This is a genomic window from Providencia sp. PROV129, from assembly GCF_028482245.1.
In the GTDB taxonomy this organism is placed as follows: Bacteria; Pseudomonadota; Gammaproteobacteria; order Enterobacterales; family Enterobacteriaceae; genus Providencia; species Providencia vermicola.
Genome location: NZ_JAMPQD010000008.1, coordinates 112,341 through 126,582, shown reverse-complemented (window position 1 = coordinate 126,582; position 14,242 = coordinate 112,341). Strand labels below are relative to the sequence as shown.

8 protein-coding genes are annotated in these 14,242 nt (G+C 44.0%); all 8 read left to right on the top strand.

The genetic code is table 11. The features are described from left to right. The first annotated feature begins 203 nt into the window (after positions 1-203). The 8 genes from PSF27_RS05595 to PSF27_RS05560 all read left to right on the top strand — a co-directional run bounded on the left by PSF27_RS05595 (position 204) and on the right by PSF27_RS05560 (position 14,226). Positions 204-5,243, top strand: a complete 5,040-nt coding sequence (locus tag PSF27_RS05595; RefSeq protein WP_272681049.1) for an alpha-2-macroglobulin family protein — start codon at positions 204-206, stop codon at positions 5,241-5,243. 70 nt (positions 5,244-5,313) lie between these two features. After that, positions 5,314-7,635, top strand: coding sequence for a peptidoglycan glycosyltransferase PbpC (gene pbpC, locus PSF27_RS05590; protein WP_272681048.1), 2,322 nt, complete (start codon positions 5,314-5,316; stop codon positions 7,633-7,635). A 279-nt stretch (positions 7,636-7,914) separates the two neighbouring features. Then, entirely contained in the window at positions 7,915-8,340 is a 426-nt protein-coding gene (gene ndk, locus PSF27_RS05585; protein WP_206082453.1) for a nucleoside-diphosphate kinase, read from the top strand. 148 nt (positions 8,341-8,488) lie between these two features. Continuing rightward, positions 8,489-9,670: a bifunctional tRNA (adenosine(37)-C2)-methyltransferase TrmG/ribosomal RNA large subunit methyltransferase RlmN gene (locus PSF27_RS05580; protein WP_206082452.1), complete on the top strand. Its 1,182-nt coding sequence runs from the start codon at positions 8,489-8,491 to the stop codon at positions 9,668-9,670. A 199-nt stretch (positions 9,671-9,869) separates the two neighbouring features. Further along, positions 9,870-10,817: a cytoskeleton protein RodZ gene (rodZ, locus tag PSF27_RS05575; protein WP_206082451.1), complete on the top strand. Its 948-nt coding sequence runs from the start codon at positions 9,870-9,872 to the stop codon at positions 10,815-10,817. A gap of 155 nt (positions 10,818-10,972) precedes the next feature. Beyond that, on the top strand, positions 10,973-12,091 hold the full coding sequence (ispG, locus tag PSF27_RS05570) for a flavodoxin-dependent (E)-4-hydroxy-3-methylbut-2-enyl-diphosphate synthase (RefSeq protein ID WP_206082450.1): 1,119 nt from the start codon (positions 10,973-10,975) through the stop codon (positions 12,089-12,091). Between the two features lie 223 nt (positions 12,092-12,314). Further along, positions 12,315-13,592, top strand: coding sequence for a histidine--tRNA ligase (gene hisS, locus PSF27_RS05565; RefSeq protein ID WP_206082449.1), 1,278 nt, complete (start codon positions 12,315-12,317; stop codon positions 13,590-13,592). A 10-nt stretch (positions 13,593-13,602) separates the two neighbouring features. Next, a complete protein-coding gene (locus PSF27_RS05560; RefSeq protein ID WP_225819008.1) occupies positions 13,603-14,226 on the top strand; it encodes a YfgM family protein in 624 nt (207 codons plus the stop codon). Positions 14,227-14,242: the final 16 nt, after the last annotated feature.

Below are 14,242 nucleotides of genomic sequence, written 5' to 3'. Positions count from 1 at the left end.
TTTTAGCCTCTGATAGTTTTTTCCGTTTTGTCTGATAGGTCTTTTGATCACATTCTGTTAAATTATGTTGATGAATGAAACAAAAATCTATCGTTTTCATTTATGCATAATCTAAAGCCATTCTAAATGCATAATGGGTTTTAACTTCCTGTTAATACCTTAAAAAAACAGAATATTTCTAACTAATTAAAGGGCGGGCGGTAATGAAACAACAATCTAGTTGGGCTTCATTGGCGGGTCTAAAAACGAAAAAACGCTATATTGCAATCGCATTAGCATCGGTCGTGGCATTATCTGGTTGTGATGACACCGCGAAAGAGCCAACCACAAAAGAAAACAATGTTGCATCGTCGACAGAAAATCAAACCAAAACGGCACCCGTTGCGGAGCAAAAAAAAACAGCACCAAAACTTTCCACTGAAGAGTTAGTTAAAAAATACGCAGGGAAAGATTTAACGGTACTGGATGCGTCTGAATTGCAGCTTGATGGTGCAAGTGCGATGGTCATTACCTTCTCTGTTCCGCTACAAGCAAATCAAGATTTCGGGCAGTTTGTGAACCTGATTGATGTGAAGTCAGGGAAATTAGATGGTGCTTGGGAACTGTCTGATAATCAAATGGAACTGCGTTTTCGCCATTTACCGCCGTCAAAAGAATTAAACCTTACTATTAATCCAGGTATTAAAGCGGTTAATGAGCGCACTATTTCTGAAACGTTCGATAAAAAGTTCACCACGGCGCAAATCATTCCTACCGTTGGCTTTGCAAGTAAAGGTTCTTTATTACCAAGTAAAGTGGCACAAGGCTTGCCTGTTATTGCGCTGAATGTCGATAAAGTGGATGTGAATTTCTTCCGTGTGGATGAAAAACAGTTACCGCAATTTTTAGCTCAGTGGCAATACCGCAGTAACTACGAGTATTGGTACTCCGAAGAATTTCTTGATAAGGTTGAACTGGCCTATACAGGGCGTTTTGATTTAAATCCAGATAAAAATACCCGCCAGACCATTTTATTGCCACTGAAAGACATCAAAGAACTTCAGCAAGATGGCGTGTACCTTGCAATCATGCAAAAAGCGGGTTCATACAGCTATCAATTCCCTGCAACAGTATTCACTTTAAGTGATATTGGCGTATCGCTGCACAGCTACCAAGACCGTGTGGATATTTTCACTCAGTCATTAGCTAAAGGTTCCGCAATTAAAGGCGTGGAATTGCGTATTTTGGATGAAAAAGGCCAATTAGTGACCAAAGGTACCACTGATGGTGACGGTCATGCGCAATTAGATAAATTGGCTGGCGGCAAGTTGTTACTGGCAACCCATGATGGGCAAACCAGTATGATCGATTTAACACAACCTGCGTTGGACCTTTCTGAATTCGATATTTCAGGGCCTGAAGGTTTTGCAAAACAATTCTTTACCTTTGGCCCTCGTGATTTGTATCGTCCTGGTGAATTATTGCTAGTAAATGGTTTGCTGCGTGATGGTGATGGTAACCCTGTTAAATCTCAGCCTGTTAAAGTTGACATCTTGAAAACCGATGGGCAAGTGGTGCGCAGCTTTGTTTGGCAACCTGAGGAAAACCAAAATGGGTTATATCAATACCAATTTGAAATTCCAAAAAATGCCGAAACTGGTGGCTGGTCATTACGCTTTGATTTAGGGGATGGCTCACCTCAGCGTTACTATAAGTTCAATGTTGAAGATTTTATGCCAGAACGCATGGCATTAGAAATCGTTGGCAGTGATGTGCCGCGTTTAACCACTCAGTCTGTTGATTTTGATATTCAAGGTCGTTATTTGTATGGTGCACCAGCGGCGAGCAATGAGCTGCAAGGGCAAATACTCCTGAAAGCGAACCGTGAAGCTGTCGCAAAATTGCCAGGTTTTGAATTTGGTGCCGTCAATGAAGAAGGCTTACCACGTAAGTTGGATGAATTTGACCTAACACTCGATAGCAATGGTGAAACGGTTATTTCTATCCCAAATAGCAATTGGAGTTCGACTCGTTCACCAATTTCTGCGGTTTTACAGGCCAGCTTATTAGAAGCGGGTGGTCGCCCTGTGACGCGCCGTGCGGAACAAGCGATTTGGCCAGCGGAAAAACTGGTGGGTATTCGCCCATTATTCGCGAAAAAAGAAATCTATGATTATCGCACCGACCGTTATGTGAAACGCCATAATGTGGACGAAAATTCACTGGCGGAGTTCGAATTAGTTATGGCGGATGCGGCGGGTAATAAACTAGCTGCTGACAACTTAACCGTGCGTTTAGTGTATGAGCGTCGCGATTATTACTGGAGTTGGTCTGAAAGTGGTGGTTGGTCATCCAATTACGACCAAAAAGATTTAGTGATGGCGAATGAAAATATCGCGATTGCAAAAGACGGTACTGCCAAAGTCTCGTTCCCTGTGGATTGGGGCGCGTTTCGCATTGAAGTGCTGAATCCAGAAAACCAGTTAGTCTCTAGCCTGCAATTCTGGGCGGGCTATTCATGGCAAGATAACACTGGCGGAAGCGGTTCTGTACGCCCTGACCAAGTGAAATTAAGCCTGAACAAACCCGCTTATTTACCAGGTGAAAAGGCGAAAGTTCGCATTGAATCACCAAAAGCAGGTAAAGGTTACGTTCTACTTGAATCGAGCAATGGCCCTCTATGGTGGGAAGAGATAGATGTGCCTGAAAAAGGCTTAGACGTTGAAGTGCCTGTGAATAAAGAGTGGGCACGTCATGATTTATATATTTCAGCTGTTGTCGTTCGCCCAGGTGATGACTCGAAAGAAGCCACCGTTAAACGTGCTGTAGGTGTGCTGCATCTGCCGATTGCGGATGAAAACCGTAAAATTGCTTTAGCGTTAACGTCGCCAGATAAAATGCGCCCGAACCAAGACTTAACGGTGAAGATTAAAGCGACAGCGCAAGATGGCAAGCCACTTCCTGAAAAAGTGAATGTGCTGTTATCTGCGGTGGATACGGGTGTACTGAATATCACCGATTTCAAAACGCCAGACCCATACGACGCATTCTTTGGTCGTAAGCGTTACAGTGTTGACCAATATGACGTTTATGGTCATCTGATTGAAGGGCAAGGTAAAGTTGCGAACCTGCGTTTTGGTGGTGATAGCGAAGAGGCTGCGCTGGAACGGGGTGGCATGAAGCCACTGACAGAAGTACAGATTATCGCTGAGCAAGCCAAGCCTGTCACATTGGATAAAAATGGGGAAGGGGAAGTCTCCCTCGCAATCCCTGATTTTAATGGTGAACTGCGTGTGATGGCACAAGCGTGGAATGAAAAAGATTTCGGCCATGCAGATAGCAAAGTGATTGTTGCCGCACCGTTAGTGACGCAAATGTCGATGCCACGTTTTATGGCAGGTGGTGATAAATCCTATTTCGCCCTCGACCTGACTAACATGACAGACAACACGCAAAACCTGACCGTGAATTTCAAAGCGTCAGGCATGGTGAAGTTGGATGGTGTGACGAGCCGTGAATTAGCGCTGCCAAAAGGTAAGCGCACGACAATCAATTTACCTGTCAAAGCTGACTATGGTTTTGGTCAAGGTGAAGTGTCGATGACCATTAATGGCATGAAGATTGACGGGGAAGCGAACAAAGATTACAGCAACAGCTGGAAAGTGGGCGTGCGTCCTGCTCAACCTGCGGAAACTGTAGCGTTTGCAACCGCAATTGAACCAGGTACAGTGTGGTCATTACCAACGAATCAAATAGCGGCATTGAACCCTGAAACTCTGGAAGGGCAAGTCCTGTTAACTAGCCGTCCACCGTTAGATATTTCTCGTTATATTCGCGAGCTATTTGCGTATCCGTACGGTTGTCTTGAGCAAACTATCAGTGGTCTGTATCCGTCATTGTTCTCCACACAAGCGGAGCTGAACAAGCTAGGGATTAAAACGCAAACAGATGCGGATCGCCATAAAGCGATTGAAATTGGTATTCCACACCTGTTAAGCATGCAACGCGGCGATGGTGGCTTCTCTTTATGGGATAGAAACGGCCGTGAAGAATACTGGTTAACGGCTTATGCCGCAGATTTCTTAAACAAAGCGAATCAACGTGGCTTCACTGTTCCGCAAGATGCACTGAGCAACGCCAATACGCGTCTGTTAAGTTACTTGCAAGATGGTAATCAAATCAATTACCCATACACTGACAACCAGCCAGCTGCACGTTTTGCGACACAGGCGTATGCAGGTTTAGTGTTAGCATCACAGCAAAAAGCACCATTAGGGGCATTGCGCCAACTGTATAGCCAAAGTAACAATGCAATCAGCGGGTTACCATTGGTTCAGTTAGGGGTGGCATTAAATCTGATGGGGGATAAATCCCGTGGTGAAAGTGCGATTATTGAGGGCTTGAAAAAACAACGTACTGGTTATAACTATATTGGTGATTACGGCTCAACCATTCGTGATGATGCGATGATCATTGCGTTATTAAATGAATATAATTTGATGCCGAAATCCCGTGACCAAAAACTGCAAACGCTGTCAAATAACCTGACTTCGCAACGTTATTTCTCAACTCAAGAAAGCAATGCATTGTTCTTAGCAGGGCGTTTCTACTTGAATGAGTCTGAAGCGCCGTGGAAAGCGTTAATTAACGGGCAAGAACCGCCGATGATTTCGGACAAACCTGTTAGTGAGTTCTTAAGTAAAGGCCAAATTCAAAACGGCTATAGCATTGAAAACAGTGGCACAAACACATTGTATACGCGCCTGAATGTGGTGGGTTATCCACAACGTTCACCGAAACCAATGTCGAATGTACTAGGAATTCAACGCAGTTACTTTGATATGAAAGGTAACCGTATTTCACTGGATAGATTAAGAAGCGGTGAAATGGTGGTGGTGAAACTGGAAGTTCAAGCATCGCAAAGCGTGCCAGATGCACTAGTCGTAGATTTGCTGCCTGCGGGCTTAGAGTTGGAAAACCAAAACTTAGCCAATAGCAGCGCGAATTTAAGTGAATCAGCACCGAATTTGCAAGAACTGATTGATGACATGCAACAATCACAAATTCGTCATATGGAATACCGTGACGATCGCTTTGTGGCTGCCGTTGAGGTTCAGCAGTATCGCCCAACAACCTTGGTTTACTTAGCGCGTGCCGTGACACCAGGTGTGTATAGCATCCCTGTCCCACAAGTTGAGTCAATGTATGTCCCTGATTGGCGTGCAACTGGCTACTCAGAAGGGCAAGTCGAAATCGTTCGCTAATTATCACCTTAGGCCCTTATGTTGTGGAATATAAGGGCTTTTCTTTACTTCTTTTTCGGTACACCCATCAATGAAAAAATGGTTACGTCGCACAGGCATTACGTTCGTGTCTTTGGTCATTTTGCTGCCGTTATTATTTTTAGCAGCAGATAAAATTTGGCCTTTGCCAATCAAACAGATCGAAATGGCACGAACCGTTGTGGCCGCTGATGGCACACCACTGTGGCGTTTTGCGGATAAAGACGGAATTTGGCGTTTTCCTGTCAAAATTGATGAGGTTTCCCCTGATTTTATCGAAGCGCTATTAACTTACGAAGACCGTCATTTTTATCGTCACCCTGGCGTGAACCCATTTTCATTAGTGCGTGCGGCAGGGCAGTTTGTTAGCTCAGGGCGAATTGTATCTGGTGGTAGTACCATTTCCATGCAAGTGGCACGGCTTATCGACCCCCATGAACGTACTCTGGGGGGAAAATTAAAGCAATTGTGGCGAACGGCTCAACTGGAATATCATTATTCGAAAGATGATATTCTCGAAATGTATTTAAACCGTGCGCCTTATGGGGGCACGATAGAAGGTATTGGTGCGGCAAGCTGGGTGTATTTGAATAAATCCCCTGCCAAGCTTACTGCCAGTGAAGCGGCATTATTTGCAGTGCTACCACAAGCACCAAGCCGCTTACGACCAGACCGCTATCCAGAAAGGGCACAAGCGGCGCGAGATAAAGTGCTGGATAGACTTGAAGAATACCAAGTCTGGAGCCACGAAAAAGTGGCGGATATTAAGCAAGAGCAAATTTGGCTCGCACCACGTAAAAACCCACATTCTGCCCCGCTGTTGGCTCGACGAGTGACCAAAGATGCTCAAGAGTCGATCATTGACACGACCATTGATGCCAGTTTACAGAGTCAACTGGAAGACATGGCAATGAACTGGAAAAACCAACTTCCCAAGCAAACTTCCTTGGGGATTTTAGTGGTCGATCACACTGATATGGCGGTGAAAGCCTATATAGGTTCGATAGATTTCCAAGATAATAGCCGTTTTGGTCATGTAGATATGGTCAGCGCTTGGCGTTCTCCAGGCTCGACATTAAAACCGTTTTTATATGCGCTAGCGATGGATGATGGCCTGATCCACGCTGAATCATTGCTACAGGACGTGCCTAGGCGTTTTAATGATTACCGACCAGGTAACTTTGATAGCGGTTTTAACGGCCCTGTGAGCGTGAGTGATGCGCTGGTGCGCTCATTAAACTTGCCCGTAGTGCAACTATTAGATGTGTATGGCAGCAAACGCTTTACCGCACAATTGCGTAACGTGGGTACTGAATTACGTTTCCCTATGGGCAGTGAGCCAAATTTGTCGTTGATTTTAGGCGGTACAGCAACGCGGATGGAAGACTTGGTGTCAGCTTATAGTGCGTTTGCACGCAAAGGTAATGTATCGCCGCTGCGTTTTAAACCGACGGATGAAATTCGCGATAGGGCATTGATGTCGCCAGGAGCTGCATGGATTGTCCGTCGTATTATGGGAGGAGAGGCACGTCCAGTTCCAGAGGCTAATTTATCAGGGCAACTGAACTTGGCTTGGAAAACAGGGACAAGTTACGGTTACCGAGATGCATGGGCGATAGGTGTCAATCCGCGATATACCATCGGGGTTTGGGTTGGAAGACCTGATGCCACACCCGTCGCGGGGCAATTAGGCGTTGCAACGGCCATCCCGATTATGAACCAAGTCAATGGCATGTTATTGAGCCGAATTTACCTCTCTCATGAGACGCTACCAAAAGATACTAAGCCCGCAAGTGTTAGCCAAGCGGTGATTTGTTGGCCAGGGGGGACAGCGTTATTAAAAGACGATAACAATTGCCGTCAGCGGCGTTTAAGTTGGGTTTTGGATAACACCATCCCGCCAACATTAATGGCACGTGATCAAGAATCATTATTAGGACTAAGGCAAAAAATTTGGGTCAATGACCAAGGTTTACAAGTAGCAGCAGATTGTCCAAAGGCTCAAGAAAAAGAGGTGCATTTGTGGCCAATTACGGTTGAGTCTTGGTTGCCTTCAAGTGAAAAACGTGAAAATCGTCTACCAAAAGCCGATTTAAGCTGCCCGCCATTGAAATTAGAAATGCCACCGTTATTGATTTCGGGTGTGCGTGATGGGGAAGTTTTACAGCGCTTGCCAGGGAAAACTAGCTTGGATTTACGCTTAGTCACACAAGGTGGGCAAGGGCAGAAATGGTGGTTCTTAAATGGTGAACAAGTGAACTCCACTGAGCAAAATGGCTCTATTTTGCTCACGCTCGAAAAAAGCGGAAATTACCAAATATCTGTTTTAGATTTAAGCGGGCAAGTCACCGCGCTAAACTTTAGAGTTAAGTAACAGAGGAAAAACGTGACTTACCCGAAAAAATAGTGTTTTTTGCTATAAAAACTTTAACAAAATGTTGTTGTGACTGTAGGAAATTGTAATCAGAGCCCCTATAATCAACGCCTTATTTTTCTTTTTCCTAGGTGCGCTGATTTTTAGAGGCAAAAACCCTAATATCCGAATTAGAAATAATATAAAAAACTACAACATGCCCCTATTTTACGTTCTTGCATCCTAACTTACAGGGAAGAGCAAAGAATAAAGGCCTAATAAATCGCTAAGAGGTTATTTATGACTGTTCAACGTACATTTTCTATTATTAAACCAAACGCTGTGAAGAAAAACGTGATTGGTGCTATCTACAACCGTTTCGAAAGCGCGGGCTTCAAAATCATTGCTGCTAAAATGATGCATTTAACGCGTGAACAAGCTGAAGGCTTCTACGCTGAACACAAAGGCCGTCCTTTCTTTGATGGTCTGGTTGAATTCATGACTTCTGGCCCAATCATGCTGCAAGTGTTAGAAGGCGAAAATGCAATTCAACGTCACCGTGACCTGATGGGCGCAACTAATCCAGACAACGCATTAGCGGGTACTTTACGCGCTGACTACGCAGACAGTTTCACAGAGAACGCAACTCACGGTTCAGATTCTGAAGAGTCTGCCGCACGTGAAATCGCGTATTTTTTCACTGCTGATGAAATCTGCCCACGTTAATAAACGTGCATTAGCATTATTGTTGTAAAGTTTGTACAATGCCACGCCCTGCTATAATTTAGCAGGGCGCTTATATTTTTAAGACTACTCAAAATCTACGTCGTGCTGAACTCAGCACTGCCGAAAGTGTAACAACGAGGCAATACACATGTCCGATATGACGACTGATGCACAATGTGCAACATCTTCCGCTATTTCTGTCACACCAGAAAAAACGAATCAAAAAGTTAACTTACTCGATTTAAATCGCAAGCAAATGCGTGAATTTTTCGCACAAATGGGTGAGAAACCGTTCCGTGCCGATCAGGTTATGAAATGGATTTACCACTACTGCTACGATGATTTCGAGCAAATGACGGATATCAACAAAGTCCTTCGTGCCAAGTTACAAGAAGTGGCTGAAATTCGCGCTCCTGAAGTGGCAGATGAACAACGTTCATCGGATGGCACCATCAAATGGGCGATTAAAGTTGGCGATCAACTGGTTGAAACGGTATACATTCCAGAGGCTGATCGTGCAACATTGTGTGTCTCATCCCAAGTGGGTTGTGCGCTGGAATGTAAATTCTGTTCGACAGCGCAACAAGGTTTCAACCGTAATCTGCGTGTTTCCGAAATTATCGGTCAAGTTTGGCGTGCCGCAAAAATTATTGGTTCACTAAAATCCAGTGGACGCCGCCCAATTACAAACGTTGTGATGATGGGAATGGGTGAACCATTACTTAACTTAAACAATGTTGTTCCTGCGATGGAAATCATGTTAGACGATTTTGGTTTTGGTTTATCAAAACGCCGAGTCACGATTTCAACGTCAGGTGTCGTTCCTGCGCTGGATAAACTCGGTGATATGATTGATGTGGCATTGGCGATTTCACTGCATGCACCAACTGATGATATTCGTGATGATATTGTTCCAATTAATAAAAAATACAATATCGAAACCTTCCTCAATAGTGTGAATCGCTACCTGACAAAATCGAATGCGAATGCAGGCCGTGTCACTGTTGAGTATGTGATGCTCGATCACGTGAATGATAGCGTAGAACAAGCGCACCAGTTGGCCGAATGTTTAAAAAACACACCAAGCAAAATTAACTTGATCCCATGGAACCCATTCCCAGGAGCACCATATGGTCGAAGTTCGAACAGTCGTATCGATCGTTTTTCTAAAGTGTTGATGGAATACGGGTTTACGACTATAGTTCGTAAGACTCGTGGTGATGATATCGACGCAGCTTGCGGTCAATTAGCTGGCGATGTGATCGATAGAACCAAGCGAACGTTGAAAAAACGCTTAGCAGGGGAACCTATCCAAGTAAAATCAGTCTGATTTATAGATATTATCCAATAAGTGAGTTAGGTAATGTTTCAAGGCGTTTTTACGTTAGGCAAAACGCCTTTGTTCACCTACAATAGTGAAGCAATAAGATAAATTTAATTGTTGTTTCAGAACTATGATAAATTCTGACGAATAGAGCTTATAAATATTTGCTTTATATTTTTTAACTTGGAAATAGTGTTGCCAGCAAATGACTATCGAAAATAATACCGAACAAACTACAGTCACTGTAGGACAATTATTAGCGCAGGCACGTCAGCGCATGGGGCTAACGCAAGATATTGTTGCAGAACGATTATGCCTTAAAACCAGTACGGTAAAAGAGATAGAAGAAGACATTGCTCCTGCTGGTGTTGAACCCACTTTTTTACGTGGTTATATTCGTTTATATGCGCGGATGGTTGGCGTACCAGAAAGTGATATTAAGGCACTCATGAAAGTGGAAGAGCCTATCCCTCTGGCGAAAGTATCACCAATGCAAAGCTACTCGTTGGGTAAAAAACGCAAAAAACGCGAAGGTTGGTTAATGAAACTGACGTGGTTGATTGTGATTATCTTGATAGCAATGGTAGGTATTTGGTGGTGGCAAGACCACAACGCGCAAAAAGATGAATTAGTCTCGATGGCAAATCAAAGTGATTTGGTTTTGTCTCAACAAGACAACAACACAACACCTGTTGAATTACCGAATCCAATCGATGATCCTTCAATTACAGTGGGAACAGCGGTGTTGGAAAATACGTCAGAAACATTGGCTCCAGAAGGTGCTGTATCAAATAGTGCTTCTGAACAAGCAAACGTGAGAACCATTCCATTACCGAATGCACCTCAATCGACTGTTTCACAAGATCGAACGCAAAATACGCAAACGGAAGAACCTGCACCAGTTAGTAGCAGTGCATTAGTTCTGAATTTTACAGGGCAGTGCTGGTTAGAAGTTCGTGATGCGAATAATAAAATTTTATTCAGTGGCGCTAAAAATAATGGTGATAAACTGGAATTGGATGGCACAGCGCCTTACCGCTTGAATATTGGTGCACCTGCTAATGTCACCGTTCAATTCCAAGGTAATCCCGTTGATTTAAGCCGTTTTATCAAAGCGAAGCGCCCTGCGAAATTCAAGCTGCCAGAAGCTTAAAAAATATTGTAAAGAAGAAGCAAACTATATCCGAAAACATCTTTTTTGATAGGTTATAGTTTGCTTTCTTGTGTATAGTGGAACGCATAGAAGCAATAGTTAACACTATACCACGGTAACAAAGAGCACATGGACGTTCGGAGAATTAAAGAAAAATGCATAACGAATCACCGATAAAAAGACGCAAATCCACCCGTATCAATGTAGGTAGCGTGCCAATAGGCGACGGTGCCCCCATCGCTGTTCAGTCAATGACGAATACCCGCACTACTGATGTCGAAGCCACTGTCCGCCAAATTAAAGCCCTCGAACGTGTAGGTGCTGATATTGTGCGTGTTTCTGTTCCGACGATGGACGCTGCGGAAGCCTTTAAACTGATTAAACAGCAAGTTAACTTGCCATTAGTGGCAGATATTCACTTTGATTATCGCATCGCGTTGAAAGTTGCTGAATATGGCGTGGATTGCTTACGGATTAACCCTGGCAACATCGGTAGTGAAGAACGTATTCGCCAAGTTGTTGATTGTGCTCGTCATTATGGCATTCCTATTCGTATTGGTGTGAATGGCGGTTCATTGGAAAAAGATATTCAAGAAAAATATCGTGAGCCAACGCCTGAAGCGTTAGTCGAATCCGCGATGCGTCATGTTGATATCTTGGATAGACTGAATTTCGATCAGTTTAAAGTCAGCGTTAAAGCATCCGACGTATTTTTGGCCGTTGGCTCATACCGCTTACTGGCAAATAAAATCGACCAGCCGCTGCATTTAGGGATCACCGAAGCGGGGGGCGCGCGTGCGGGTTCAGTTAAATCCGCGATTGGCCTTGGTATGTTACTGTCAGAAGGAATTGGCGACACCTTGCGTATTTCATTAGCAGCGGATCCTGTCGAAGAAATTAAAGTTGGGTTTGATATCCTAAAATCACTGCGTATTCGTTCTCGTGGCATAAACTTTATTGCTTGTCCAACCTGTTCACGCCAAGAATTTGACGTGATTGGTACGGTGAATGAACTTGAACAGCGTTTAGAAGACCTGATTACACCGATGGATGTCTCGATTATTGGCTGTGTGGTTAATGGCCCAGGTGAGGCTGAAGTGTCAACGTTAGGTGTAGCAGGCGCAAAAACCAAAAGCGGTTTTTATGAAGATGGCAAGCGCCAAAAAGAACGTTTTGATAATGATAAAATTATCGACCAGTTAGAAGCGAAGATTCGTGCTAAAGCTGCCATGATGGACGAAAGTAACCGAATTGAGATTAATTTAAAAAGCTAAATTTGCTCATGTCATTTCAAGCTACACAGTTATCTGTTGTAGCTTGAAATTTTTAGTGCACAATTCAAATTATTATCTGTGTTTGCAGTTGAAATTGGTCAAGTACTGTGCAAATCCACGGATAAATCTCGATTCGTATCAGGATTTGCTGTTTGTTGATTGAACCTGATGATATTTCGCTCTTATAATCAAACTAATGTCATTCTGAAAATAGAGAAAGAAAGTGGGAAAAAATATCCAAGCCATTCGAGGCATGAATGATTACTTGCCAGCTGATACACGTGTATGGCAGAAAATCGAAGCAACATTAAAAAATATTTTACAGGGTTATGGTTTTAGTGAAATACGTACCCCGATTGTAGAGCAGACCCCGCTATTTCGCAGAGCGATTGGTGAAGTGACGGATGTTGTTGAAAAAGAAATGTATACCTTCAATGACCGTAACGAAGAAAGTCTGACATTACGCCCTGAAAATACCGCTGGCTGCGTCCGTGCGGGTATTGAGCATGGCCTGCTGTACAATCAGGAACAGCGTTTATGGTATTTAGGACCAATGTTTCGCTATGAGCGCCCACAAAAAGGCCGTTACCGTCAATTTCACCAATTAGGTGCAGAAGTGTTTGGCTTAGCAGGGCCAGATATCGATGCTGAAGTCATTTTAATGACCGCGCGCTGGTGGAAAGCACTCGGGATTAGCGAGCATGTCACCCTAGAACTGAACTCTATTGGTTCTTTAGAGGCGCGTGCCAATTACCGCGAAGCACTCGTTGCATTCTTAGAACAGCACAAAGATAAATTGGATGAAGATTGTAAACGCCGTATGTATACCAATCCATTACGCGTTTTAGATTCCAAAAATCAAGATATTCAAGCTTTATTGAATGATGCACCGGAACTGTTTGACTACCTTGATGTCGAATCACGTGAGCACTTTGATGGCTTATGCAAATTATTGGATAATGCGGGGGTTAAATATCGCGTTAACCAGCGTTTAGTCCGTGGTCTTGACTACTATAATCGCACCGTTTTTGAGTGGGTAACGACAGCGTTAGGCTCACAAGGTACTGTGTGTGCGGGTGGTCGTTATGATGGCTTAGTTGAACAACTGGGTGGTCGTGGAACACCTGCGGTTGGCTTTGCGATGGGCATGGAGCGCATGGTGTTATTAGTTCAGGAAGTGAACCCTGAATTTACGGCAGACACTTCAGTTGCTGATGTCTATTTGGCCTCTTTTGGCGATAACAGCCAACAAGCTGCGCTGCTGGTTGCAGAAAAAGTACGTGACGAATTACCTACACTGCGGTTAATGACTAACCACGGTGGTGGAAACTTCAAGAAACAGTTAGCAAGAGCCGACAAACAAGGCGCAAAAATTGCCCTGATCTTGGGGGAAGATGAAATTAATCATAGCCAAGTTACCCTAAAAGATTTACGGACTGGCGCGCAAGAAACTATTTCACAGCAACTAATGGCATCACGTATCACTGAGCTATTAGGTTAAGGAGAGACAAGTGGAAGTCTATACAAACGAAAATGATCAAGTTGACGCGATTAAACGCTTTTTCGCGAATTATGGCGCGCCATTAGTCATTGGTCTCGTCATTGGTGTGGGTGGGGTCTTCGGTTGGAACTATTGGCAGTCTCATAAAGTCAATGTCCTGCAAGAAAGCGCGCAGAAATATGAAACCATCAACACCCAATTACGCTCAGGTTCAGAGCAAGGTGTGATTGCTGCACAAAAATTTGCAGCTGAAACGGATGATGTTTACAGTGCCATGATGGGGCTGGAACTCGCACAAATCGCTGTCGATAAAGGTGATTTAGCGAACGCTCAAACGGCATTAAGCAATGCTCTGGCTAAAGCGAAAACGGTTGAAATGCAAGATCTTATCAACTTGCGCTTAGCGCGTGTACAGCTTGCACAAGGTAATGCTGATGCGGCAATTGCTTCTGTCGCGAACATTAAAGGTAAGTCATGGCAAGCAACGGCACAGGATGTCCGTGGTGATGCTCTGCTCCATAAGGGCGATAAAGCAGGCGCGAAAGCTGCTTACGCACAGGGGTTAGAAAGTGAAGGTTCTCAATCTCTTAGAGGTATTTTGACTCTGAAATTGAACAACGTATCTAATTCATAAGAAGAAAGGAAACGAC